Here is a 24,898-nt window from a genome sequence, read left to right on the forward strand (position 1 = left end):
AAATATTAAAAATTAATTAATGTTCATGTTCTTCTACTGCTGTACCTATATATAAGGCCGACAGTAAAGTAAAAATGTACGCCTGAATGGCTACAACCATGACCTCGATCACGCTGATAAATACTGAAAAGAATATGGAAGCCGGAGCTACCCACACGGTTTCAGCAATAAAGATCAACGAGATCAAACTCAATACGATAATATGACCTGCCGTGATGTTTGCAAACAAACGAATCATAAGCGAGATCGGTTTAATAAAAATCCCCATAAACTCGATTGGGGCTAAGAATATTTTCATAGGTACCGGTAAACCTGGCATCCAAAAGATGTGTTTCCAGTAGTCTTTGTTAGCTACCACTGTTGTGATAACAAAAGTAATGGTCGCTAATACTAAGGTAAAAGCAATGTTTCCACTTAAGTTAGCGCTAAATGGGAAAAACGGAATTAATCCCATTACGTTATTTATCCAAATAAAGAAGAACAACGTTAATAAGAACGGCATATAACGGCGGTATTTTTTCTCCCCGATGTTAGGTCGTGCTACCTCGTCACGTATAAATACTACTAGTGGTTCTGTGAATTTAGCAATCCCTTTTGGAACCCCATTGCCATCGTATCTCCTTGCAGAAAGTCCGAAGATCAACAATAACAATACCATTGAAAGGAACATAGAAAACACCAACTTGGTGATCGAAAAATCTAGTGGCTGTTCATTGCCCGGATGATTGCCTTCGCCCGGTAACATATAGGTGTCTCCTTGCGGCGCATCGGAAGCATAATAGATCTCTTCGTGGTATTTTACAAATTTCTGTCCTTTTCGCTCTACGACTACCGTACCAGTATCATCGTGCTTAAACTCACTCGACATAAAGGTTACTAAGCCGTTCTCGGTCCAAAGTATAATAGGTAACGGAACCGAGATCGCATGACCATCCCAGTCCATGATATGAAAATCATGTGCGTCCTTAATATGATGCATGATCATATCGGTTACATTGAACACTTCTTCTTCGGTCGACTCTTCTTTGGAAGACGCGGTAGTAGCTGCAAAAGTTGAAGAGGCTACTAAAATAAAAAACACCCCGGTTATGAGGCTTTTAATGGTAGTAAAATGAGTTGTTTTCAATGTCGTGCTTTTGCGTTCCTGAAATTTGGTGCAAATGTACTAACATTTAATCAATTGACAAACCAAAATTTACTTTGTTTCTTCTTGATTAAAACTTTTCTGTAAGCTTATGATTTCGAAGGCTAAATAGAAGAAATAAGGGATAAAAAAATTGATCACATCGATCTTTGCGTTTACCGCTTTTCCTACAAATAATGGCAATAAGAAGACCATGGCTAAAACCATCTTCAACAAGGTCGTGATCAAGAATAAGTTATAGATCTTTTTATAACCATTTGCCACCTTATAGCGAATAAAGGCAAAAACCACAAATACCAAAAAGCTATTAAATAGATAGATACTCCATAAAGGAAAGAAAAGCACTACTTCAGAAAAGAAAATAAAGAAAATATAATAGTGCACTCCCAATAATAGGATTGTAAAAGCCAACAGTTTTAATAAATAGGCTAGGATGTCTTTAATCATTGTCTTTTTTTGAATCGGTCGAAACTTGTTTTATAACCACATACATCGCGATACCAACAGATAACAAGCTACAAATTATAGTGAATAATGAATAGGAATTAGGGTAGGCCTCGTCTAACTTCATACCGCCATAGGTTCCAAGACCAATGATAGCGATCATCTCGAAGGCTATACCCGAAAAGCGAGCGTAGGCCTGTAATCGATTCTTGTTTTTTTCTGAATTGGAATCGTTAGGCTTAGTCACAATAGTGTAGTTTTATAGCCGTTAGGATTGTTTCTTATTTGGAGGTTTCTCCAGAAGTCTTTTTAAGTCGTTGTTGACGATCGTACGGATGATTCTTAGTGGCTTCTGCCGTTTCATTTTCTGAAGAGGGTGCCGTTTGCTTTTTGCTATTGGCGCCTTTCATGCGACAGGTTGCATTAAATGTGGCACCGGGTTCAACGGCTAGCTTACCTACGACTACATCTCCTTCAATATGGGCTGTTTCTTTTAACGTAAGCGTGCCCGATACATTTAAGTTCCCATCGAAAGTACCTTCAATATCGGCATTTTCGCACGTAAGTGTTCCATCGATCTTTCCGGTACGCCCAATCACCACTTTAGAAGGGGTGTTTACGTTGCCTTCGATCGTTCCATCTATACGAAAGAATCCCTTAGAATGAATATCTCCCTTGATATTAGTTCCTTCGTTAATACGATTTTGTCCTGTGCCTGGCTCATTCATACTCTTCTCTTTTTTGTCTGAAAACATAGTCGCTATTTTTGGGGATTACTATTTTCTTCTTCGACTTCACTCCGATTCAGGTATGATTCTAAATTCTTATGAATCTGAATGATCTTATAATTAGGTGTTGCGATTTCAAAAAATGGGCGTTTGATCTTATACTCTTTGTTTTCTTCTAAGATCTCACCAAAGCCTCGTCCTCCCATTTTCGTGTTTAATCCGTGTATGATCACAAAACGGGTGTCTTCGTTGTAATAGTCGATCGAGGTACTCATATTCGAGTAGCGATATTCTTCGATGGCCTCATCTAATTTTTTCTGAAGTGCCTCAGCAGCTTCCATTTCATCCACATTAAAACGGTACACTACTTTCCAACTTGTACTTTCTTCGTCCGGGACAAATGTAGTTACTGCTAATTTTGGGAGCACAGTAGCATAAATGTCTTGTGCTTGCTTGCCTTCTTCGGAATTAGGATAGTTCAATGAAACATAGTTCAATGCTTTTTTATACGCTTCAAAACCATCTTTCCTGGCGAGGGCTGTCGCTTTTAGCAACTCTAATTTTGGCACTATTGCATCGCCATTGTACTGTATAATATATTCATCGGCGGTGTCAATTACATACTGATAGCGCGAGGCCTCAAATTCTTTGTACAATTCCTTGTACTTAAATTCGGGACTGGACTCATCTGATGGTAATTGGGTATTCGGATTTCGTAAGATCTCGGCGTAACGCGATTCGCTGTGATTGTTTAAAATATCATTCTTAAACTGATTGGCCTTAGCCTCATCGTCTAATTGACCGTAGATCTTAAAAAGATTGTACTTTGTAGGTAGTATTAACCGCTCTTCCGGGCTAAAAGTCAATAGGGTTTCCAGCCTATCTGCCGCCAAGCCGTATTCCTTAAATTTCTCTTTATAAATTAATCCTAATTGATAATAGGCAAAGTTTCGGTCTTTAGCGAGACTGTCTAACACTTTTGTTTCCGAAGGGATTTGATCGATATAATATTGTGGATCAAAACGCTCGTTGTCTGCGATGGTCACAACAGTTTCTCCAACCTCAACTTCAGTTTCCAGACCGCTTGTCTTTTTGCTTGACCTTCTCCAATTATCTTCCAATTTTCGGTCACCCCAGCGTTGTCTAAATTGTTGTTTCCCATAGGCAACGGTAGACGAATTATAGAAGTAAAAACGACTATTGCCTCCACTTTCTGATCCTTTTAAGGTCGTATTGCCTGTATTGTTCTGATTATAAAACTCTTGATTGGCGATCCGCTCTTCTTGAGCAACTGCCGCTAAGGAGTCTTTTTTGGCTTGTGCTTTAAGCTCATCGGTATATTCTGTGAAGAAACTAAGTCGAGCCGATTCGCTCATGTTGGCGATTCTTAATATGCTGTCATTGGTAGTAGCAATGTCCTCATATTTAATCACGTCGTCAAGATTCTCTCTCTTCTTTTTCATACGTCGCCATTCGCGAGAATTCACCTCTAAGAAAGTAATGGTGCTATCGTAATAGGCTCCTGCATTCTTATAGAGTGCGCGATCAAAATTGATCTCTGCCAGTGTTCTGTAGTTGACAGCTTGTAAGTATTTATCCTGTGTATAGGCTTGGATCGATTTATTATAAAAATCTACCGCAGTGGCTATGCTATCACTATTTCGATAATAATCCCCAATTTGATTGTAGATCTTATCTAAGTAAGGTCGATTTTCTCGATCTTCTTCTAACTCCCGTAATAATTCCAGAAAAGCCACTTTATCCTCATTTTCATAATCGAAGTTTTGCGCCTTTGCGATATAGGCGTTGATCATGTAGATACGTGGCGATTTACGATTAAGTTCTATCACCTCATCGAAGGCGAGATTCGCACTGTCTTTAAATCCAAGGCGGTTGTAAAGTTGTCCTTTTATATAGGAATACCGTCCTTTTAGCTCGTTATCTTTTACATATTCTGAAGCCATTTTCATAAACGGCAAGGCTTGTTCTAACGAATCTAAATTGATATAGGCTTGAGCCATGATAGCCGATGCGTCTGCAAGTTCTTCGTCCTCCAGCTCTTCTTCGTCTATCATTTTCTGAAGGTTCTCTAGTGCAACATCTTCATTGCTAAGTCGAATGTTTGCTTTTGCTTTCCATACTTTCGCTCGATTAATGCTGTTACTTGTAGGGTAGCGATTTAGTATAAAATTAAAGGCGTCTAATGCAGGTATAAATCGGCTGTCGAAATAGCGCGATTTCCCTAATAACATATAGGCCTCATCGACCTGAGGGTTGTGTTCTTTTCCATCTATATAAATGGAGTGTTTTTGTATGGCCTTGGCCGCTTTTTCTTCGGCTCTATTAAAATTTGGATTCTCTTCCTCACTTGGAAGTCCCGATTCTTCGGCTTTTGGTGCAATTCGTTCTACCGGAAGGATCTCCCAAAAATTATCACGAAAGGTTAAAGCAAGTTCGTCCCTTCCATCCACAAAAGCAACGTCGCCATTATAAAGTGCATTATATTCGGCTGTAACCGCATGATAGTTGCGGCTCATGAATGTATTCTTTTTACGCGAACATGCTGCGAGGATTAAGATAACCAGTACTAAAATGGTAGTTTTATATGCGCCCTTCAAAATTGGTGTATTTATTATACTACAGTAACTAAAAAGACATGCTTTTAGTATGTAAAAGCATGATAGATCGGTAAAAATACATTTCTTTTTAATATCTCCCCTTTAAATTACCCAAAAAAACAGTTGGAATACCCCGCTTAATCCTTTGTGAACCTAAATTTGATTGTATTTTTGCTAAAAAATTTTTGAGTCCTATGAGCGATTTTCACACCTTGACCATTTCCGAAGTAAAACAAGAGACCCCAAACTCGGTATCCATTAGTTTTAATGTGCCCGATGCATTGGTCGAAACCTTCCGATTCACTGCGGGTCAATATCTTACGCTAAAACATAGACTAAACGATAAAGAAGAACGCCGCGCGTATTCGTTGTGCAGTAGTCCTTCCGAAGCCATCTTAAAGGTGGGCGTTAAAAAAGTCCCGGACGGTCGATTCTCTGTATTTGCAAATACTAAATTAAAAGCTGGAGACACCCTAGAGGTCATGCCGCCCCAAGGTACGTTTGTTTTAGAACCGCAACCAGATGTGAACTATGCCGCCTTTGCGGCCGGTAGTGGCATCACTCCCATACTCGCCATCGTAAAAGCTGCGATGGAAGTTGGCGGAGATGGTAAATTCTTATTGGTCTACGGAAACCAGTCGATGCGAGAGACGATGTTTGCTTCAGAATTGTTGCAACTACAAAAGGAGCATCCAACTAGGTTGTTCTTAGAGTTTATTTATAGCCGAACTCAGGAGGAGGAAGCGCTCTTCGGAAGAATTGAGCGGTCTACCGTTAATTTCTTGCTGAAAAACAAATTCGAGGACACCACATTCAACGACTATTTTCTTTGCGGTCCGGAACCCATGATCGATCTGGTTTCGGCCACACTCAAGGAACAAGGGGTGAACGAAAAGCAAATACATTTCGAGTTATTTACCACTGCCGAAGAAGGATTATTGGTGGAGTCGCATGACGGAAATACCGAAATCACGGTCACGGTCGATGATGAAACCGACTCGTTCGTAATGTCTCAAAAAAATTCGGTCTTAGAAGCTGTGTTGGAACAGGGGTTAGATGCTCCCTATTCATGTCAAGGAGGTATCTGCAGTACGTGTATTGCTCGTATAAAAGAAGGAAAAGCCGAAATGCGTAAAAACCAAATTCTAACTGATGGCGAGATCGCCGAAGGTTTAATACTTACTTGCCAAGCACACCCGACCACCGCTAAATTAGTGATCGATTACGACGATGTATAAGGACTAGCTATTGGTAATGGCTTCCAGCCTTGCCACGACCTTGGCGGGAGGTATGCTCTCCATGGCCTTATCGTAACCATTTGGTGCTTTATTCCCATAAACGGAAGTAGGTATTAGCGGGTATTCACCACGATCAGAAACAAGTTGATGGGTGATTGGCTGGCCAAAAGGCGTAAAACCTAAATACGGATGTGTAACGCCCCATAAGGTAAGCACCGGAATTCCATACAACGCAGCTAGATGTCCATTGGCACTATCCATAGAGAGCATACCGTCTAAATTGGAGATTAGCTTTAATTCTTCCTCAAAAGACACCCTCCCGGCCATATTCGTTACCGATTTGTACTTTGTCTCGAAGGCGCGAAGTAGTTTGATCTCATCGTGTCCGGCACCAAATAAAAACAGTTTGTATTTTCCCGTGGCGTCTAATGATTTGATCACTTGAGTCATATGTGAAAGAGGATACTTCTTTCCTTCATACGCAGCAAACGGAGCGATTCCTATAAGTTTCTTAGCATGTTTACCGATGAGCTCATGCAGTAACGGACTCAATTCTTTTTTAGGAGGAAACTCGTGCCGGTCCAAGTCGAGAGAACATCCTAATTTCTGAAATACCTCGGCATAACGCTGATGCATACTGCGTAATGGTCGCAATTTTTTATCGGGATTGGCGCGTGTTAACGCTTTTTTTTCAGTTCTCCCTTTATCGATGGCTGCAGTTTGGAGCCCTGTAAGCATCAAATAGTTTCGAATTACCTTAGAGCGTATCACGTTGTGTAGATCGGCAACAGCCGTTACACCCAAAGCCTTGGCTTCGTTTGCAAGTTTTAGTAACCCAATGTTCTTATGCGTACCATACACATCGGCTTCCAAAAATTGCACATTGGAAAGTTCTTCGAATAGCGGCTTAAAGAACGGACGGGATAAGACGGTGACTCTAACGTCGGGATAGGTTTTAGCCAACACACGAAGGACCGGCACGGTCATCGCCACATCGCCCAAAGCCGATAATCGGATGACCAAAATGTGCTTGGGTTTCGTCATTAGGAATACCTTGTTTACTATAAGAAAGTTTGTTCACCGGAAGTGGTGAATCCTATTTTATTTTCCGCGCAATACCGGGTTTAGCTCATCGTCGTTATACATCTTCATCTGTTTGTACACCTTCATATATTTCTTACCATGAGCGATATCATCCAACAATTGGTTGATCGCAGTGCTAAGGTCTACTCGCTGTTCTAAGAGAATGTCCAGTTTGGCCTTACATGCCATTTGGTGCTCTTGAGAAGCGTCTTCACGAGTGGCTTCCTCGTTCATATGATAGATCTTTAATGCCAAAATGGATAGTCGGTCGATTCCCCATGCCGGACTTTCAGTATTGATCGTTGCATCCGGTTTTACCTCAACATCCTTAAATTTTTCTAGAAAGTAACTGTCGATATACTCGACCGTATCGGTGCGATCTTGATTCGAAGCATCAATTTTTCGTTTTAGTGTTAAGGCTGCTTCCGGGTCAATTTCAGGATCGCGAATAATGTCTTCATAATGCCATTGTACGGTATCGATCCAGCACTTGCGATACAACAAATGTTCTATAAGTTCTTTGTCTTTGTCGTATGGATTATTAAAGGGTTGGTCTACGGTGTTGATCTCGTGATACGTATCGATCACTTCATTAAATATTGAATTTGCCTTATCGCTGAACATGTTGTAATTTTTTCTGAAACACTTCCGTTTGAAACCGCAGCCGAGACCGCAATTTTTTAATTACACAAAGGTATTATTTTTTATTATAGGAATTATGCTGTGAAGCAAGGCTCTTTCCGAAGCCATCATCTGTATGAAGGTAGTTACTACAAGAATAAAAAACTTAGTGGCAACAGCAAAACAAGCCACAGTAGCACTTCTTTAAACCAGAATTCATTGAGTTGCTCCAAGTAATTTGCACTTATAATGGCAGTGGGAGCAAATACGAACAACATTTCGGCTCCTGACTTTTCAGGACTTGCTAAGGCTACAGCAATACTTACAAATGCCACGACTAGCATAAATAAATAATTAGGTCGTTCTTTCTTCTGAACTGACGACAATTTAAACACTCGAAATGTCGAGGTCCATACCAACAAAGTTGCAATTACCGATAGCGGAAGCACGACCTTCATGGCATTATAAGCAGAAAAATCCATTGTGATGGCAGGTTTCCATTCGTAGAACCATGCAAAGGAATCGGTGGTGATAAAATAATACGCCGTTACCAATAAAAATATAGCGGTAAATCCTGCCAAGGGAATGAGCATGTGTTTGTACGTGGTATGCGACTTACGTACAATAGCAACGAATAAGACGATAAAGAACAAAAGGCTATAAAAATAGAAGAAGGAAGCGAGGGTGATCCAGATCGCAGCATCGATTATTTTCTTTTCGGTGTTCTTTTCAGAATATAGACTTAGCATTCTTCGTAGTGCTAGCAGTATAAGTACATTAGCAATGATAATGGCTGTTTTCAGAAAAACAATGGGTAACATGACCAGAAAACAACTGTAAAAAAAGACGCCAAAGGTATTTTGTTTGGTGAGGTCGTTCTTGCGTATCATAAAATCTAACAAGAACATAGAGAATATACTTAGCAGTAAAAGCAGAATATAATGACCTATCGTAGAAAAGTTAAGAACGCTTTCAGACAAGCGAAGCGCTCCTAAAACGAAACCCAAAACCAGCCCCACAGCAAGCACTACAAAATTAATTGGATTAGATTTACCGAAAAAGCTTGTAAGCATAGCGGGTAATTTATACTTTTGCGTTATAAATATAAAGATATGTCTTGGAAAGGAATTTTTGAAGGAATACAATCATTTACCGAAGATATTTTATTCATTCCGTTTGACGCCCTAAGAGCACTCTCTTACGACAGTTGGTTCTTGGCGAACATAATGTCCTGGTTATTAATGATTATTGGTTTTGTAGCATTTGTTTATTGGATGATACAATTGAAGAAGTTTAATGACAATAACGAAGAGGATCGCTCTTCTACCTCGCATTCGTTCTTAAGCTAGATCGAAACCAATATCGGTTCTATAATACATCCTGTCGAACGATAGTTTTTCTACGTTCTGATAGGATTTTTTTAGCGCTTGTTTGAAATCTTTTTCTAGTGAGGTCACGGCAATAACGCGTCCGCCATTGGTCACTGTCTTCCCTACATTGATCGCCGTACCCGCATGAAATACGATCGAATCTTCAATATCGGAAATTCCTGCGATCTCTTTCCCTTTATCATAAGCCTCCGGGTAACCGCCCGACACCACCATAACAGTAGCCGCAGCGCGCTCATCGATCTCGATCTCAATATTGTTTAATTGTTTTTTATATGTTTTTTCCAGTAGCTCGACCAGATCCGTTTTAATACGCGGCAACACCACTTCGGTTTCAGGATCACCCATTCGTACATTATACTCGATCACATAGGGCTCATCACCAACTTTGATCAAGCCAATAAATACAAACCCTTTGTAATCGATCTTTTCAGATTTGAGCCCATCGATCGTCGGTTTTACGATTCGCTGTTCAATTTTATTCATAAGGGTTTGGTCTGCAAATGGCACCGGAGAAATTGCGCCCATCCCTCCCGTGTTCAATCCGGTGTCACCTTCACCAATTCGTTTGTAATCTTTGGCGGTAGGCAAGATCTTATAATTTTCCCCATCGGTAAGTACGAAAACACTCAGTTCGATTCCGTCTAGAAATTCTTCGATCACTACGGTCGCACTTGCAGCTCCAAATTTTTGGTGTGTAAGCATGTTCGCCAATTCCTGTTTTGCCTCGTCGAGATCCTCTAAGATCAATACCCCTTTTCCCGCAGCCAGACCATCGGCCTTGAGCACGTAAGGGGGTTGTAAGCTGTCTAAGAACTCATTTCCGGCTTCTATGCTTTCTGCAGTAAAACTTGCGTAGGCTGCGGTTGGAATGTTGTGTTGCGCCATAAACTCTTTAGCACGCTCTTTACTCCCTTCCAACAACGCACCACGTTTTGAAGGACCAATAAGCATCACATCTTGCAATGATTCGGTAGTTTCAAAATAGTCGGCTATTCCTTGTACCAACGGATCTTCCGGTCCTACTATAACCATTTCTATTTGGTGTTCTTTCACAGATTGTTCAATGGCTTTAAAATCGGTAACCGAAAGGGCTATATTGGTTGCAATGGTGGCTGTACCTGCATTTCCGGGTGCCACGAATAGGGAATCGCATCGTTTACTCTGGGCAATCATATAAGCAAATGTGTGTTCTCTACCGCCGGAGCCCAAGATCAAAATATTCATAGAAGCAAGGTTTTAATTCACTTCCAAAAATAACGTAATTTTATGCGTTGACAATGACACAAACCGGCTTTTAGGGAGGTAATGCATTAGATTGCTTCGGAAAAAATCACAATACTTTTTTTACAAAACAGAGAATCACTACATTGAACGTAAAATCGATCTATTTTGAATCTTTTTGAACACACATTGCGATTTAAAGGCTTTCCCATAGTGGAAGCCAAGAAACGGTTGAAAGAGATTCAACAGATTCCACTAGACGATTACTCAGCCTACGTGACCAAACTGTGCAATGACATCGTAGAATACCACCAACGAGAAAATGAGTTCTATCAATCCTTTACTGGAGTTGAATCGTTCTTAAACTGGGAGGAAGTACCGGTGCTACAAAAGAGCGATTTGCAACAATCCTTGGCCGGACGATTGTCTAACGGATTTAACAATAAATACGCATACGTAAACAAAACATCGGGCTCCAGCGGGCATCCATTTATATTTGCAAAAGATAATTTTTGTCATGCACTTACTTGGGCCGAGATCATAGACCGGTATAGTTGGTACGGTCTCGACCTAAATAGATCGCTTCAAGCACGGTTCTACGGCATCCCTTTAAACAAAAAAGGGTATGTAAAAGAACGGTTCAAAGACCGATTGAGCAAACGCTATCGTTTTCCAATCTTCGATCTTTCCGAAGAAAAAATGGAGCAATTTTTAAAAGTATTCAAACGAAAACGCTTTACCTATATCAACGGTTATACGAGCGCGATCGTGCTGTTTGCCAAATTCCTTCAAAAAAAGAACATAGTACTTACCACCGTATGTCCCAGCCTGCAATATTGCATTACGACAAGCGAAATGTTATTTGATAGCGATAAAACGCTGCTGGAATCGGTGTTGGGGGTTCCCGTTGTAAATGAGTATGGAGCTAGTGAGTTGGATCTTATCGCATTTACGCATCCCGACGGCAAAATGGTAGTAAATAGCGAAACTTTATTGGTCGAGATCCTTGATGATCAAGACCAAATAGTTCCACATGGTACACCCGGTCGCATTGTGATCACCTCACTTTATAATCGCGCACATCCAATGATACGTTACGATATTGGTGATACCGGAATATTGCATCCCGACAGTACACTTAAAAAGCCAATCCTTGAAAAGCTGGTTGGACGAACCAATGATGTCGCAAAATTACCCGACGGGAGATCGGTGCCCGGACTTACCTTCTATTATGTCACCAAAAGCGTGATCGAAGATGACGGAAATGTAAAAGAATTTGTCGTAGAACAAACGGCTCTCGATACGTTTAGAATACTATATGTTTCTGAAAGTGCGCTCACTTCGGAAGCGATAAAACGAATAGAGAAAGGATTATACCGGTATTTGGAAAAAGATCTAACATTAGAGTTCGAGCGAAAAGAACAGCTCGACCGAAGCGCACGTGGAAAACTGAAACAGTTCGTTAGTTTACTCGATGCGTAGCGTTTTATTTTGTTATTTTTGAACTACTATAGACCCACATCACTATGAAAATCACCCTTGTCGCAGGAGCTCGTCCAAACTTTATGAAGATCGCTCCAATTATTCACGAGATCGAGAGGCGACAGCAGCAAGGGGTTTCGCTTTCATACCGACTCATACATACAGGGCAGCATTACGATAAGAATTTGAGCGATACCTTCTTTGAAGAACTCAACATTCCCAAACCAAACGACAATTTAGATGTAAAAAGTGGAAGTCAGGCCGCCCAAACCGGAGCCATAATGGTAGGTTTTGAAAAAGAATTGGCAGCACATCCTTGTGATCTGGTTCTGGTGGTAGGCGACGTAACCTCCACTATGGCTTGTACCATCGTGGCTAAAAAAGCACATATTCCTGTTACACATGTAGAAGCAGGAATACGAAGTGGGGATATGAAAATGCCCGAAGAGATCAATCGAATTGTGACCGACAGTATCACCGATTATTTTTTTACAACTTCCCAACAGGCGAGCGATCATTTAAAATCGATTGGCAAACCGACTACACACATCTTCTTTGTTGGTAATGTGATGATAGACACGTTGCTGCATAACCTCAACAGACTGCAACAACCATCTTTTTGGGACGAATTGAAGCTGTCTAAAAACAAGTATTTCGTGCTTACCTTGCACCGTCCGTCGAATGTAGATGGATTGACTCGCTTTACAGCCTTATTATCGCAGATCATGGAACACGCCAAGGGCGCTGCTGTCGTATTTCCCGTTCATCCTCGCACACAAAAGATATTACAAGATGCGGACCTCAGCTTTCCGAACTTGCATTATGTATCGCCCCAAGGTTATTTGTCGTTTATCTATCTTGTGAAGCACGCTAAAGCGGTTTTAACCGATTCGGGTGGCATTACAGAAGAAGCTTCAGTCCTCAACATACCGTGTATTACCTTTAGAGATAGCACCGAAAGACCCGAAACTTGTGAGCTGGGCACCAATATGCTTGTTGGCAACGATCCAAAAAAGATCGATACGGCCTTCGAATTATTGGCGAGTGGAAACTGGCCTAAGTCGCAACATATACCTAAATGGGATGGGAAAGCGGCAAAGCGCATACTAGATCATATCTTAAGCTTACATGGCAACTAACGATATCTTACTGGTTACCAATTATTTTCCTCCCGAAAAAGGAGCGGCAGCTAACAGAATGCTGTCTCTAGCCGAAGCCTTGGTCAACCACAAAATGAAAGTAGCTGTGGTCTGCCCACTGCCTAATTACCCGACCGGAAGCATTTATTCTACGTTTAAAGGAAAACTATACGCAGAAGAAGCTAAGGGCGACATTACTATCTACCGCCTTTGGGTGTGGCCTAGTAATTCTTCCAACAAGTTTATTCGGTTGTTATCTATGTTATCGTTTGCTTGTAGCTTGTCGTTATTTTTTCTCTTCGGAAAGATTCCCCCTAAAGTCTTTGTACAATATTCTCCTGTATTTGTAGGGTTTACTGCCGTATGGTTCGCTTGGCTCTTTAGAAAGAAGATCGTATTGAATATCTCAGACCTTTGGCCGTTGGCCGGACTGGAAATGGGGCTGTTAAAAAAGGGAAGTTATTATCGCTTGCTAGAAAAAATGGAACGCTTTTGCTATAGAAAAGCACATTTGGTAGTTGGGCAATCGAAAGAGATCCTAACGCATGTTTCTTCCTATTATCCCAACAAAAAGATGCTCTTGTATCGAAATCTCCCTCGATTTGATGCAGCTGCACCAAAAGAAACAAAACACACTACTACGATCACTTTGGTCTACGCCGGCTTGTTGGGCGTCGCTCAAGGACTATATACTATTTGCAAGCATATAGACTTTTCTGAAAATGTTTCCTTACATCTCTATGGAAACGGGCCCGAAGCGGCGGCGATAGCAGCATTGAACAAACCAAATATTCACTACCACGGAGAAGTATCTCGTGAACAACTACATACCCTGCTAATACAGCATGATATTGCCTTTATTCCTTTGGTAAAACGTATTTATGGCTCGGTACCTTCTAAGATCTTTGAATATACCCGACTTGGGCTTCCGGTGTTATACAATGCCGGGGGTGAAGGAGAGAAGTTAGTCGTTACCCATGAATTAGGATGGGTGCTTCCGGTGCAGGATATGGATGCGCTTCAAGCATTTGTAAATTCACTTTCTTTGGAAAAACTTTCAGTATATCCTAAAAACAAGGTACAACAACGCGCATTGCAAGCCTTTGATTTTGATACTCAGTTCTCGGAATTCTTCCGAAGCATAGAAGCGCTTTAATACGCTTTTTCTTCGCCTCGTAATGCGTTATACACCGTTTGAAAAGTAATTTTGATGTCTAAGAATAATGACCAATTCTCTAAGTAGAAGATATCGTATTTAACGCGATTAATAATGTCTTTGTCGCTTTCTACCTCACCCCGATAGCCACTTACTTGTGCCAAGCCTGTAATTCCCGGTTTGATAAAATGACGCACCATAAACTTGTCGATACGTTCGGCATACATGTGGGTGTGACTTACCATGTGAGGACGAGGCCCCACGACCGACATGTCTCCTTTTAGCACGTTGATAAACTGCGGCAATTCATCAATACTAGTTTTACGAATGATCTTACCCACGCGTGTAATACGTTCATCTCCTTTGCGCACTTGATGTAAATGTGCCAAAGGATTGGGCTTCATCGATCGGAACTTATAACAGAAGAATTCTTGATAATCCAGTCCGTTGCGTTTCTGTTTAAAGAACACCGGACCTTTAGACTCTAGCTTAATAATGATCCCTAAAATAGGGGTAAGCCATGAAAGGATGCCAATAATGATTATTAATGACAGTACAATATCGAAACTGCGTTTTACCAACTTGTTGAATGGCTCTTCCATTGGGATCTTACGTAACGAAAGTATTGGCAGGAAACCGTAATAGGTAAAATCGAGTCGTTTGCTATAAATTTCTTTGTTGTCGGGAAGGAATTTTAAAATCTTTAAATTATTATCGGCAAAATCGATTAGTTTCACCAGGTCCTTATTATTGATCTCTGCTACGGAAGAATAGATCTCATCGATCTTATGCTCGTTAATATAGTCGAAACATTCTGCCACCGATACTTTATTAGGGCCACGTAATTCGAAGGTCTTGTGCAATTGATAACCGTATTCCGGATTATCGATAAAGAACTTACGCAATTGGTCTGTCTTTTGGTTGAGGCCGATAATAACAACTCTTCTCAGATTCCCTCGTAAGTGTAATCTGTATTTTTTAAGCAGGTAATAGACCGTTAGTTTAACGACGGTAATGAGAAGCATTACCAACAAAAAGTACTTGATAATAGCAATAGGGTCCTTCTCGATGTTGTTGTAATAGCCAAAAAAGGCGAAAACGATCAAGAAAAATACGATCCCTTGTTTTCCGATCAACGACATGATCTTAGCAACATGGGTAAAGCGGTAGATCTCGTAGAAATTTGACTTGACCGACAGTATGATCCATGCTAAGGATACAAATATGATATAGTTGAGATACTCAAAATTGTTGCCGAAGAACGGAAAAGCCAAAATGTGAATAATGGCTAGATCTATTCCATACGAAATTGGCCGTAAAAACCCTGAATATCTCCCTCTTTTAAAAATCATGCTTACGGTCTAATATGCTTTGAAAAGTCCTTATGTTCGCTTTTAAACAGCTCTTCTTTGGTCAAGTTCTTAAAGTACGTAAAGGTCTTTTTCATTCCTTCTTGCCTTGCTGTTTTTGGTTGCCAGTTCAACACCTCTTTTGCTTTCGTTATATCGGGTTGACGTTGCATTGGGTCGTCCTTTGGCAAAGGTTTAAACACGATCTTTTGGTCAGTTTTGGTGAGTTTAATGATCTCTTTGGCAAAATCGAGTATGGTGATCTCGTCCGGGTTACCAATATTTACCGGTAGCGTATAATCGCTTAGTAATAAGCTGTATAATCCTTCTATTTGGTCATCTACATAACAAAACGAACGTGTTTGACTTCCGTCTCCAAACACCGTAAGGTCTTCCCCTCTTAATGCTTGACCAATAAATGCCGGAATTACCCTTCCGTCATTAAGTCGCATTCTTGGACCGTAAGTATTAAATATTCGAGCGATACGCGTTTCGAGTCCGTGAAAACGGTGATACGCCATCGTGATCGATTCTTGAAAACGTTTTGCTTCATCGTATACCCCACGTGGCCCAATGGTGTTTACGTTGCCGTAATATTCTTCAGATTGCGGGTGTACCAATGGATCGCCATATACTTCCGAAGTAGACGCGATAAGAATTCTAGCCTTTTTTTCTTTTGCCAACCCCAAAAGATTATGGGTGCCAAGCGAACCCACCTTGAGCGTTTGAATTGGTATTTTTAAATAATCTATAGGGCTTGCGGGAGAGGCAAAATGTAAGATATAATCTACTTTGCCCGGTACGTGTACAAATTTTGTAACATCGTGATGGTAAAACTCGAAATCTTCATTCTTGAACAAATGTTCGATGTTCTTCAGGTCACCTGTTATAAGGTTGTCCATACCAATTACCGAATACCCTTCTGCAACAAATTTATCGCATAGGTGGGATCCTAGAAATCCAGCGGCTCCGGTAATTAGTACTCTCTTTTTCATGTGTTCGCTTCCTTTCTTCCGATTGAAATATACGTAAACCCTTCTGCTTCCATATCATTAACGTTATATAAATTTCGACCGTCGAAAATTACCGGTTGCTTGAGCAACTCTTTTAATTTACTGTAATTTGGTGTTCTAAAAATGCTCCATTCAGTACAAATAAGCAATGCATCGGCATCTTCAAGCGCTTCATACATAGAGTCGGCGTAAGTTAGTGTTTCCCCAAATTTGGCTTTTATGTTCTCCATCGCTTCCGGGTCGAATACAGTTAAATTTGCTCCTTTTTTAAGTAGGGCTTGCATCATGTCGATAGAAGGCGCTTCACGAATGTCGTCGGTTTCCGGCTTAAAGGCCAATCCCCAAACAGCGATGTTCTTATCTTTTAGATTCCCGTCGAAATAAGCCTCGATTTTAGGCAGTAGGATAGTCTTTTGCTTGCGATTAACTTCGATGACCGAATTTAATATTTTGAAATCGTAGGATTCGTCCTTGCCGGCTTTTTGCAAGGCTTTTACATCTTTTGGAAAACACGAACCTCCGTATCCTATTCCGGGAAACAAAAAGCGCTTTCCAATTCGAGAATCGGTTCCCATGCCCGCTCGTACTTTATCGACATCGGCTCCCACTTTTTCGCAATAGTTCGCGATCTCGTTCATAAAGGTGATCTTCGTTGCTAAGAATGAATTTGCTGCGTATTTGGTCAACTCTGCCGATTTTTCGTCCATTACGATCACCGGATTACCGGAACGCACAAAAGGACCGTATAATTTCTGCATTAGCGTAGTCGCACGCTCGCTGCTAGATCCAATAATAATTCGTTCGGGTTTCAGAAAGTCGTCTACTGCAAAACCTTCTCTAAGAAATTCAGGGTTTGAGACTACATCGAACTCGCAAGTTGCGTTCTTGGCGATCACCTCGGTGACTCTTTCGGCAGTACCAACCGGAACGGTGCTCTTATCGACGATTACCTTATAAGAGGTTATTTTCTTTCCTATTTCTTCGGAAACATTTAAAACATACGATAGATCTGCAGAGCCATCTTCATCTTCGGGCGTTGGAAGCGCTAAAAACACGATATCGCCATGTGCTAAACCTTCGTCTAAGGAAGTGGTAAAACGCAGCCTTCCTGCATTAATATTGCGATCGAAAAGTATGTCTAAATGGGGTTCGTAAATAGGGACTATCCCTTGACGCATTTTCTCAACTTTTTCTTCATTGATGTCGACACATATCACATCGTTCCCTGTCTCTGCGAGGCAGGTTCCGGTGACCAATCCTACATATCCTGTTCCTATTACTGCTATTTTCATCTAAATTTCTTAATCATTATCATTAATCTTTTGCGCTACATAGGTTTCCATAGCGCTTTCAAATTTTTCTTTGCTAAAACGCTGGGCATTCTCACAAATTTTATGGTAATCGAATTGCACTTTTTCAAATGCATCGATCGCCTCGAGTAAGCTTTCTTTGCTTTCTTCACGGAAGAAAACTCCCGTTTTATTTTCAATTATGGTTTCTAGAACACCGCCGTATCCATAAGCGATCACTGGAGTCCCGCAAGCTTGTGCTTCAATTGGAGCGATCCCGAAATCTTCAATGCCCGCATGAATAAATCCTTTGGCCTTGCTTATATATTTAAATACTTCGGAAGCATCTACAAAACCAACGAACGAAATCGTATCGTTTGCTCTTAGTTTTAAACTGTTTAACTGGCTCCCATCGCCCACCACAATTAGTTTACGATTCGTCTCATTAAATGCGTCTACCACGATATCGAAACGTTTGTATGGTTCTATTCTACCTACCGCCACGTAATAGTCTTCCTTATCCGTTTCTAAAGTGAACTTAGACAAGTCAACCGGCGGATAAATCACATCGGCTTCCCTATTGTATATTTTCTTGACCCAATCTTTTACAAAAACTGAGTTGGCGATAATATGATCCGGCTTTTGTGCATCTTTAATATCCATTTTTCGCATGATCGCAATCATAGGATACAGCATAAACCTTAGCCTTCCGAAGTACAACTTATAATCATCCCAGATATATTTCAAGTTTCTTGCCTGAAAATAGGAGATATGCACTTGTCGAGGGTGCGACTTATTAATTCCTTTTGCTATGGCATGCGAAGACGAAATGATCACATCGATATCGGGATCGATCTTAATGCGTCTAAACACACCCTGAAACAAAAAAAACAAGTACCTGAACTTCGATCCGGCGTACCGAATAATGGTTTCCTTAACAGGAATAGGGCGTTGCCCAAAAACCTTTGCTTCATTCTCCTTACTCATAATATTAATGAGCAAGTAACATTTTTCGAAAGCAAATACACTACACAAAGAACTTATAACACGTTCGGCACCACCGTATTTATCTAACCAATCTACAATGAGTGCTTTCTTTTTCATTAAATACGGTCCCTCTTTCTTATTTTCAAGATGCAAAAGTAGTGATTTTTCATTTCTGCTTCTGCCTTCATCTCCATACTTCTTACTCGGCTTGGTTTCCTGTTTTGGTTTCTTCGGAATCGGTGTTTCTTCGTTGGTAATCCATTAATAAAAAGATACAGACGATCCCAAAATAATAGGCTCCTAACTGGCGGTGAAAGAAACTCTCGATATTGGCAAACGCGAACATGGTAACTATAAGCCCTGTTCCAAAGAAATACTTCCAGTTTCGCACAAAAAAGGACAAAAATATGAGTCCGAAAACGAGTCCGCCAATAATACCTGTACTCAAGAAAAAGTCCATAAACTGGTTGTGCGAATTAAATCGACTCTCTATAAAATACTGTTTGCGGCGATCTGGCGTAACTATTTCGCGATAGCAATCTACCAGTAAATCCTTGGTGTGGTAAAATCCTAATCCGGTTAATGCGAATGGTTCATTTTTAGCGATGTTGTAATTACATTCCCAAATAATTACACGTGGTTCCATGCGTTGAAATAATTCTATATATCCTTTATCTTTTTGCGTACTGTGGGCGTAGAAAAAGCGTTCGTTCAGGTTTTTATTTAGCATGAATGCTACGATCATAAGACCTACGATTCCGAAGAAAAAAAACAAATACTCCTTTTTACTTTTGGTGTAGAATATCTTTAAAAGGAATAGCAACACCAATAACAAAATCGCTAACCTAGACGAGATTAGCAGTACAAAACCTGCACAGAGCACAATGTTTGCGAAATACCATTTGTTGTATTCGTTATATTTTCTACCAATAAGCCCTATAGATGCAATAATGCTTATAACACAGAGAAAGCCGAGATACAACCGATCTATTATGAGTACCTCGTTAATCTCACCGCCTGCGGCAAAATTGAATTCGCCCTCTCGCATATAGAAGAAATAAAGGTGGTAGAGCGAAATAGCGATGCATATCACTACTGAAACGATGACGGTTTTCTTAAGCTTATCGGTGCGTTCGAGTGGGATTGCGAGCACAATAAGCAATAAAGAACCTGCGATCTTCTTGCTAATGGTAAGGTCTCGATCGAAATCCTGAAATAAAAAGCCATTCAAAAACACATATAACACCAAGCCGGCGAAAAGCAATACTTCCCGTTTCTTCAAAATATTGAAATTCTCTTTCGTTACTACGAATGGAAATATTACGACCAATGCAATGAGCACGATATTGGGGACCGAAGTCGCATACTTATCTAAAGGCAATACAAAACAAAAGAAGAGGAATAAATACGGATATATACTTTTTAATAAGGCCTTCATAACTTCAAATTTAAGGTATTTAGCAAGGGTACACGCTATATGATTTATTATTTGATCGGTTTATACGCTTCTCATTTTACGTTCGTTGTACAATTTTTTTAAAAAAGGTCGTAAGACTTCTAGGCATCAAGTATAGAATAGATCCTCTTAGTATTCCGAATATCGGGTACCATCCCCAATAGAAATTATCGAGTACGATGTTTATCCTATTCTTAACTTGAAGTCTGCGTTTGGTGGTCGAGATCGAGTTTGGATCTGCAATGTAATCCATAAGTACTTCCGGATAATTTTCTGCCTTGAACTTTTTGATCACCTTAAAAAAGAAGGCGTAATCTTGCGCTGCTCTTCTATATTTATACGGATAATTGCCTACTTCGGAAATAATTTCAGAATAAAACACCACCGACGGATTCAAGAACATACTGTTCAAGTACATTTTTTTCTTGAGTTCTTCATAGGATGTCGGGTGTTTTAGCATATGCAGAAAGTTTCCTTTCTCATCGATCACTCGTGCCCAGGTCCCAAGCAATTTTACATCGGGATTGGCCGCTAGATAATCCAGTTGTTTTTTAAACTTTTCTTTGTAATAAATATCGCCACAGTCGAAGCGTGCAATAAGTTCATAGTGCATTTGTTGGGCTAGCTCTAATGCTCTATTCGCCGCTATTCCTACCCCTTGATTGGTCTTTAAATAATCAAAATACAAGGTTCCGTTGTCATAACTATCTCGTAACTCGGCTTCATTTGGCTTGTGTTCGCTTCCATCGTCTACAATGAGCACATCGACCTCGAAAGGTTCATCGATAGATCGCAGCGAATCTAGCAAGCCCTTCGGGTTGTTGTAGTGTGCCATTAGCACGATTAGTTTTTTATTTTTTTCTGAAGCTGTACTCACGAAATAAATGTTTTAATACGGTCTTTCTTATACGTATACAGTACGGCGATCACATTCCACAGTATCATACTAAGAGCGGTAGCCCAAGCGGCACCTATCATACCAAATTCGGGAATAAAGAACCAATTGCAAATTAAGTTTGTCGCAAAACCTACAATCAATATTTGATGTAACACATGTTGTTTTCCGGTCATATTCATGTAAATGGCTACCGGCCCGCAAAGCGTGTTAAAGAACTGTCCCAGCAATAGGATATATAGCGCTTCCTTAGCGACCGTGTATTCACTTCCGAAGAGCCCTAGAAAAAAGGTGGCAAAAAGTGCCAGCACGGCCAAGGCCGGTAAGCTAAGCATAAAAATAAGTCGTGCGCTGTTCTTGATCATCTTGTTAAGACTCTCTAGTTCCTGTTTTTTAAACACCTCTGCGATCTTTGGTGCGATAATGATGTTCACCGATTGCAAGGCCAAAGAAGTAGCGGTAGCAAGCTTTACAGCCACGGAATAAAACGCCACCGTGTCGAAATCGGTAAACTTACCCAGCAAAATAATGTCTATGCTTTGCATCATAAAATACGATACTGCGCTTAATGCCATGGGGTATGACTTTTTAAAGATCGAATTGTATGAATAATTGATCGATCGATCGGGAGTTTCGCTCTTATGAAATGCAATCACCACTTGAATGGTAGAAACCAATGCCAATACTACAAAGCCCAGCAGATACACCTCGACCAACCAGTGTGCATTTTGTGTTGCAAATAATAGAATTGCCCCAAGAAAGAAGGGTAAATATCTAAATATGTTCCTGTATAATTCTGAAAAAAGGGTGCGTTTAAGTCCGCGCAAGGTATCGATATTCAACATCGTCATGGCGAAGGCGCTTAACGCAAGTACGATCTTAAAAACTAATTCTGAAGCATCTGCTTTTTCAAAGAAAGTGTTAAAAAATGAATCAGGAATTAATAAGACCAGCACTAAGAACACTAAGGAGGTTCCCACAATTATGGTGACCATTTTTTGGTACACACGGTGAAGTCCGCCCAAAGAGTCTTGCGCCACCAGTACGCCTGAGTAATAGATAATTGCTTGGTTGGTCCCCAGCAGACAAATTCCGCCCAGTATTAAGAGAGTGGACCTTGTAAAATCGTATCGTCCTACGATCTCAGGATCAAAAAAATTGGTTAAGAACAATGACAAAAGGAAAAACAAGAACACCCCGCCAACTCTCAATAACAATACCTTGAGACTTCGGTTTACAAGTGTATTCTTTATAAAAGTGCGAAGCACATTATTCATTTCGTTGTTTTAAGTTCGCCACAAATCTTGTCTTTCTCGTAATGGCTACTAGCAAAGCTAAATTGATCCAAAAGCCAAATACCCGAACGGTATCCATCTTTAGCCAATTAAAATAAAAGCCCACCATAGAGATTAAGATGACCAAGGCTAACAAGTAGCGATCATCATTCTTTTGCGTAACCACCAGACATACCCACATTATTAGAATAAGTAATGAAGCAAAGATGATCATTCCAATGATACCTCCTTCCGCTAAAATTCGGGTGTAGATGTTATACCCCGGCGGAAATTGTGGATCTGACTGATTTAAATACTTCAATTTGAACTCCCAGTTGCCTGCGGTTGCCCATCGTGGATAACGCTCTCTTGCTTCGTAGGCTTGTTGCCCATAGCCAACCCCAATTATCGGGTTTTCTTCAAAGACCATCAAGCTTGCTTGTTGAATCCCGAATCGCGATCTATTCGAAATACTGTGCTGATCATCTTCTACGCCAAAAGACGTTAATTTTTCGGTAATGTATTCGGCTATTACATCCCCTTTGGCGACGCCAATCACAAGAATGGCTACGGTCGATAAGGCGGCTATTTTGATAAATAATTGATGGTGCCTTTTTTTCTTCAGCAATAGAAATCCGAATACAACAATTTGTAAAAAGATAACCACTAGTGCCGCACGTGAATCTGAGAAAAGCGCCAAAACAATTATAGCTAAAGAAGGAACGAACCTCAACATGCCTTTCTCGGTGATTATGTAGCTGAACATCCATCCGGATACCGTTAACAGGTAGGTTGCCAATGCGGGTGCTTCAAAAGTTACCGATGATATTCGCGAACCACCATGCAGATATACATTGGTAAACGGGAAATAATCGAACAAATTGATCACATTGTAAAAAACGCCCATTCCGAATTTAACTATGAGAATTTCAAAAAATCCATAGGCGGTTACTATTACCATACTAAATAAGAACACGCGTCGCACCTTGGTAAACAACTCTTTACTGCTGTAATTTATAAAGACATTGTAATACGTTAGAAAAAAGAATACCGCAGAGATTAGAAGTACGGCATACTGCCTAATAAAGCGTTCGTAACCTCCTATCCCTTTAAAATAGTAATTGTGAATGGCCGGAATATTTAGCACAGTAGTAATAAAGAACCAGGCGATGAGCAGCAACACCACTTGAAACAACAGGTTGTTAAATGGAATCGCGATCTTTCGTTGAATTGCTGCGAGAACTAGTAAAAGGAAAAATGCGCCAAAAAAGAAAATGGCTGCCGGCTCTTTCGAAAATTCCCCTAAAAATGAGATCCCTGAAAACGAGCTAAACGGTATAAAAAAAATCCCTACGAACACAACAGCAGCGATCACCTGTTTTAAGGTGATGGTTTCTTTCGCTTGCTGTATTTGTTTTATCGTGTCCAATTTTGTGGTGCTTCGCTAGGCTTGGAATGCATCATTCCAATATTCGGTCTTTACGTTAAAATCTCGTTTTAATTTTGCAACATCATCTTTAAACAGTGCTATCAAGTAGGCTTCGGCCTTAGGATCAATTGGTGGGGTTTGCTCTTTGTATTTGTTGATCAATTTGATCTTTAGTTTCTTCAAAGAAGTCGTGATGGGCAATGTCTTTTTAAGAATATTCTTTGCTTTACTTTGTTTGAAAATAAAGTTGGTCAAGGTATTCTTCTTATAGGTGCCCCCCGGATTAAATTGAGTGTCGACCGTATCTGTTTTAAAGGATGGATCGGCCCCTAAAAAGGAATAGACCGCTTGCATACCATGTTGCGGATTCTTAATGAATTCTTCAAACGTAATAATTTGCACATCGCTAAAATGCGCTTTCATTCGTTTTATTTTTTCGTAATACATCGAGTTGAACGCATAATACCAGAAATCGGAGTATTGCTGCTCGCGTCGTTCTGCTTCGGCCTGTAATGCTTCGTAAAACGGAAGTGTTTCTCGATCTTCGCGCACCAAATGCAAATAATTGGAATACGCCCGTTTTATAGGGTCACGAACAATGATAATGATCTTGGTGTCTGCACCTAGCACCTCCTTTATTTTAGGGATCGCCTCGGCATAATTCGCATAAGAAGGGGAAACATCACCTATGATCTTTTCGTCCTCTACATCTTCAAATAACAACTTGTATTTGGGTAAAGAACCAATATGGAATTTTTTGATTTCTTTATCGGCTTTACCCTTATCCTGTTTGCTTATAATGTCGTAAGTGAAAAAATGAAGCTCTTTCTGTTTTGGTAAATAGATCTCCGGGTGTTCATACAAATAGTAGTACAGGGATGTTGATCCGCATTTGGGAAATCCAGCCACAAGAAAATTGGGTAACTTCATATGTGTTAATT

23 protein-coding genes are annotated in these 24,898 nt (G+C 40.4%); 5 read left to right on the plus strand and 18 right to left on the minus strand.

Translation table 11 applies throughout. The annotated features are described in order from the left end of the window. Positions 1-16: 16 nt before the first annotated feature. The 5 genes from atpB to porW form a co-directional block, all read right to left on the minus strand. The gene (gene atpB / locus DWA30_RS09260) at positions 17-1,126 is read right to left on the minus strand and encodes a F0F1 ATP synthase subunit A (protein WP_245933889.1); all 1,110 of its coding nucleotides are present in this window, start codon (positions 1,124-1,126) and stop codon (positions 17-19) included. 69 nt (positions 1,127-1,195) lie between these two features. Next, positions 1,196-1,591: a hypothetical protein gene (locus DWA30_RS09265; RefSeq protein ID WP_114492260.1), complete on the minus strand. Its 396-nt coding sequence runs from the start codon at positions 1,589-1,591 to the stop codon at positions 1,196-1,198. Then, positions 1,584-1,835, minus strand: coding sequence for an AtpZ/AtpI family protein (locus DWA30_RS09270; protein ID WP_210725400.1), 252 nt, complete (start codon positions 1,833-1,835; stop codon positions 1,584-1,586). The genes DWA30_RS09265 and DWA30_RS09270 overlap by 8 nt, the downstream gene beginning before the upstream one ends. A 34-nt stretch (positions 1,836-1,869) precedes the next feature. Beyond that, complete coding sequence (locus tag DWA30_RS09275) at positions 1,870-2,343, minus strand: bactofilin family protein (protein WP_114492261.1); 474 nt, start codon at positions 2,341-2,343, stop codon at positions 1,870-1,872. 5 nt (positions 2,344-2,348) lie between these two features. Continuing rightward, complete coding sequence (gene porW / locus DWA30_RS09280; RefSeq protein ID WP_114492262.1) at positions 2,349-4,934, minus strand: type IX secretion system periplasmic lipoprotein PorW/SprE; 2,586 nt, start codon at positions 4,932-4,934, stop codon at positions 2,349-2,351. Between the two features lie 194 nt (positions 4,935-5,128). On the opposite strand from porW, the gene DWA30_RS09285 reads away from it, so the two are divergent. Next, on the plus strand, positions 5,129-6,172 hold the full coding sequence (locus DWA30_RS09285; protein ID WP_114492263.1) for a ferredoxin--NADP reductase: 1,044 nt from the start codon (positions 5,129-5,131) through the stop codon (positions 6,170-6,172). Positions 6,173-6,175: 3 nt separating this feature from the next. Here DWA30_RS09285 and DWA30_RS09290 read toward each other — a convergent pair whose 3' ends face one another. From DWA30_RS09290 to DWA30_RS09300, 3 genes are all read right to left on the minus strand, one after another. After that, a complete protein-coding gene (locus DWA30_RS09290) occupies positions 6,176-7,216 on the minus strand; it encodes a glycosyltransferase family 9 protein (protein ID WP_114492264.1) in 1,041 nt (346 codons plus the stop codon). A 57-nt stretch (positions 7,217-7,273) separates the two neighbouring features. Next, complete coding sequence (locus DWA30_RS09295) at positions 7,274-7,879, minus strand: DUF4254 domain-containing protein (protein WP_114492265.1); 606 nt, start codon at positions 7,877-7,879, stop codon at positions 7,274-7,276. 146 nt (positions 7,880-8,025) lie between these two features. Beyond that, complete coding sequence (locus DWA30_RS09300) at positions 8,026-8,949, minus strand: DUF6427 family protein (RefSeq protein WP_114492266.1); 924 nt, start codon at positions 8,947-8,949, stop codon at positions 8,026-8,028. A 39-nt stretch (positions 8,950-8,988) separates the two neighbouring features. Here DWA30_RS09300 and DWA30_RS09305 point away from each other — a divergent pair, with 39 nt between their 5' ends. Then, positions 8,989-9,225, plus strand: a complete 237-nt coding sequence (locus tag DWA30_RS09305) for a DUF6341 family protein (RefSeq protein WP_114492267.1) — start codon at positions 8,989-8,991, stop codon at positions 9,223-9,225. Here the strand turns inward: DWA30_RS09305 and purD are convergent. After that, positions 9,217-10,491, minus strand: coding sequence for a phosphoribosylamine--glycine ligase (purD, locus tag DWA30_RS09310; RefSeq protein WP_114492268.1), 1,275 nt, complete (start codon positions 10,489-10,491; stop codon positions 9,217-9,219). The two genes, DWA30_RS09305 and purD, sit on opposite strands and share 9 nt — an antisense overlap. A 165-nt stretch (positions 10,492-10,656) precedes the next feature. Between purD and DWA30_RS09315 the strand changes: the two genes are divergently transcribed. The 3 genes from DWA30_RS09315 to DWA30_RS09325 are packed head-to-tail and all read left to right on the plus strand — an operon-like array spanning position 10,657 to position 14,265. Then, positions 10,657-11,970 (plus strand): phenylacetate--CoA ligase family protein, encoded by a 1,314-nt coding sequence (locus DWA30_RS09315; protein ID WP_114492269.1) that lies wholly within the window; start codon positions 10,657-10,659, stop codon positions 11,968-11,970. Between the two features lie 44 nt (positions 11,971-12,014). Next, complete coding sequence (gene wecB / locus DWA30_RS09320) at positions 12,015-13,109, plus strand: non-hydrolyzing UDP-N-acetylglucosamine 2-epimerase (RefSeq protein WP_114492270.1); 1,095 nt, start codon at positions 12,015-12,017, stop codon at positions 13,107-13,109. Beyond that, positions 13,099-14,265 carry a glycosyltransferase family 4 protein gene (locus DWA30_RS09325; protein WP_114492271.1) on the plus strand — a complete coding sequence of 389 codons (1,167 nt, stop codon included), beginning with the start codon at positions 13,099-13,101 and terminating at the stop codon, positions 14,263-14,265. Before wecB ends, DWA30_RS09325 begins: the two co-directional genes overlap by 11 nt. Here the strand turns inward: DWA30_RS09325 and DWA30_RS09330 are convergent. The 9 genes from DWA30_RS09330 to DWA30_RS09370 all read right to left on the minus strand — a co-directional run bounded on the left by DWA30_RS09330 (position 14,262) and on the right by DWA30_RS09370 (position 24,887). Further along, entirely contained in the window at positions 14,262-15,617 is a 1,356-nt protein-coding gene (locus DWA30_RS09330) for an exopolysaccharide biosynthesis polyprenyl glycosylphosphotransferase (RefSeq protein WP_114492272.1), read from the minus strand. The two genes, DWA30_RS09325 and DWA30_RS09330, sit on opposite strands and share 4 nt — an antisense overlap. Before the next feature lie 2 nt (positions 15,618-15,619). Then, positions 15,620-16,609 (minus strand): UDP-glucuronic acid decarboxylase family protein, encoded by a 990-nt coding sequence (locus DWA30_RS09335; RefSeq protein WP_114492273.1) that lies wholly within the window; start codon positions 16,607-16,609, stop codon positions 15,620-15,622. After that, entirely contained in the window at positions 16,606-17,919 is a 1,314-nt protein-coding gene (locus DWA30_RS09340) for a UDP-glucose dehydrogenase family protein (protein ID WP_114492274.1), read from the minus strand. The genes DWA30_RS09335 and DWA30_RS09340 overlap by 4 nt, the downstream gene beginning before the upstream one ends. Positions 17,920-17,928: 9 nt before the next feature. Further along, a complete protein-coding gene (locus DWA30_RS09345; RefSeq protein WP_245933891.1) occupies positions 17,929-19,056 on the minus strand; it encodes a glycosyltransferase in 1,128 nt (375 codons plus the stop codon). 46 nt (positions 19,057-19,102) lie between these two features. Continuing rightward, entirely contained in the window at positions 19,103-20,341 is a 1,239-nt protein-coding gene (locus tag DWA30_RS09350) for an O-antigen ligase family protein (RefSeq protein WP_114492276.1), read from the minus strand. A gap of 76 nt (positions 20,342-20,417) precedes the next feature. Then, positions 20,418-21,236, minus strand: a complete 819-nt coding sequence (locus DWA30_RS09355) for a glycosyltransferase (RefSeq protein ID WP_245933892.1) — start codon at positions 21,234-21,236, stop codon at positions 20,418-20,420. Beyond that, the gene (locus DWA30_RS09360; protein WP_114492277.1) at positions 21,233-22,531 is read right to left on the minus strand and encodes an MATE family efflux transporter; all 1,299 of its coding nucleotides are present in this window, start codon (positions 22,529-22,531) and stop codon (positions 21,233-21,235) included. Before DWA30_RS09360 ends, DWA30_RS09355 begins: the two co-directional genes overlap by 4 nt. Continuing rightward, a complete protein-coding gene (locus tag DWA30_RS09365) occupies positions 22,524-23,957 on the minus strand; it encodes an O-antigen ligase family protein (protein WP_114492278.1) in 1,434 nt (477 codons plus the stop codon). Before DWA30_RS09365 ends, DWA30_RS09360 begins: the two co-directional genes overlap by 8 nt. 15 nt (positions 23,958-23,972) lie before the next feature. Further along, positions 23,973-24,887: a sulfotransferase family protein gene (locus tag DWA30_RS09370; protein ID WP_114492279.1), complete on the minus strand. Its 915-nt coding sequence runs from the start codon at positions 24,885-24,887 to the stop codon at positions 23,973-23,975. Between the last annotated feature and the right edge of the window lie 11 nt (positions 24,888-24,898).

This window comes from Candidatus Ulvibacter alkanivorans (assembly GCF_003333325.1).
In the GTDB taxonomy this organism is placed as follows: domain Bacteria; phylum Bacteroidota; class Bacteroidia; order Flavobacteriales; family Flavobacteriaceae; genus Ulvibacter_A; species Ulvibacter_A alkanivorans.